At 67.3% G+C, this 1,540-nt stretch carries 2 protein-coding genes and 1 pseudogene; all 3 read right to left on the bottom strand.

Annotation, left to right across the window (positions count from 1 at the left end; all coding sequences use genetic code 11):
* Positions 1–324, bottom strand: a pseudogene (locus AC1DQP_RS20345) (peptidase); the annotation flags it as partial.
* Positions 325–597: 273 nt separating this feature from the next.
* Entirely contained in the window at positions 598–1,347 is a 750-nt protein-coding gene (gpmA, locus tag AC1DQP_RS20340; RefSeq protein ID WP_256776457.1) for a 2,3-diphosphoglycerate-dependent phosphoglycerate mutase, read from the bottom strand.
* The coding region (locus tag AC1DQP_RS20335; protein ID WP_478052410.1) for a hypothetical protein at positions 1,344–1,540 on the bottom strand (197 nt) is incomplete at its 5' end. The genes AC1DQP_RS20335 and gpmA, both read right to left, overlap by 4 nt.

Below are 1,540 nucleotides of genomic sequence, written 5' to 3'. Positions count from 1 at the left end.
CTGCTGGACCAGCACGTGCTGCACTTCCAGCGAGCGCTCGCGCAGGATTTCGAAGCTGCCCCAGGTGGTCTGGTCGTTGGGAACCGGGTTGGCCTTGAGCCACTTGCTGTTGACGAAGCCGTTGAGGTCGGTACAGGCAGAGATGGACGGGTCCAGGTCGGCGCTGTTGAGCGAGATCAGCGGGGTCTTGATCTGCGACGTGTCAAAGGCGGGCTTGGCCGCGTCGGCAGTCGCGGCAGGCGCGGTATCGGTCTTGCCACACGACGCCAGCGAGGCGGCGATGGCGACGGTCAGGCCCAGCGGGACCAGCTTGGAAAACTTCATTCGACTCTCCGGCTACAGATGGATACATCGCCCGGATGACGGGCAATCAAGCAGCGTAGCGCGGCCGGCGCGGTGGGGGACCGGCCAAAGGTCACACCGGCCGGCTGGGTGATTGGCCGACACCACAGTGGAACCACCACGCGTGGCCGCGCGGCGTCCGGCACCGCGGTAGAGCCACGCCATGCGTGGCTGCGCGGCATCCGGCATCGTGGGGCAGCCACCCATGGGGTGGCTCTACCAGCAAAAAGGCCGGTTTGTGCCGGCCTTTCGGGGTTACTTCGCTTTGCCCTGGTTCGCCACTGCTTCGGCGGCCTTGCGCGCGGCTTCCGGATCGCCCAGGTAGCGGAACGACTGCACGCTCAGGTCATCGTTCAACTCGAACAGCAACGGAATGCCGGTCGGGATGTTGAGCTCCAGGATGGCCTCCTGCGAGACGTGGTTGAGGTACTTGTACAGCGCGCGCAGCGAGTTGCCGTGGGCGGTGACCAGCACGGTCTTGCCGTCCTTGAGCTGCGGGGCGATCGCATCGAACCAGTACGGCAGCACGCGATCCAGCGTGGTGGCCAGCGATTCGGTGCCCGGCAGCGCGTTGCGGTCCAGGCCGGCGTAGCGGCGGTCGTGGATCGGATGGCCCGGGTCTTCGACGTCCATCGCCGGCGGCGGGATGTCGTAGGAGCGGCGCCAGATCTTGACCTGGTCCTCGCCGTGCTTGGCCGCGGTCTCGGCCTTGTCCAGGCCCTGCAGGCCACCGTAGTGACGCTCGTTCAAGCGCCAGCTCTTGCTGACCGGCAGCCAGTCCTGGTCCAGCTCGGCCAGGGCACCCTGCAGGGTGTGGATGGCGCGCTTGAGCACCGAGGTATGCGCGACATCGAACTGCAGCCCTTCTTCACGCATCAGGCGGCCGGCAGCGGCGGCCTCGCGGCGGCCCTGTTCGGTCAGCTCAACGTCCACCCAACCGGTGAAGCGGTTGTCCAGGTTCCACTGGCTCTGGCCGTGGCGCAACAGTACGAGTTTCCGGGTCACTGCAGTATCTCCGACAGATGGCAAGGCAGACCCGCATTGTAGCGGCAAGCCTGCCCCGCCCTGCACGGCGATGGCCGCAGCGTCGGCCGGCGCGCCGGTTCAGGGATGCGGATGGCCGTGATGGCCCTGCGCATCCGGATGCGCGCGGCGGCGGTCGTCCCGCGCGAGGTGGTCATGCCCATCGTCGTGATCG

It is taken from the genome of Stenotrophomonas sp. P5_A8 (genome assembly GCF_056400545.1).
This window is presented reverse-complemented; position numbering and strand designations above follow the sequence as displayed.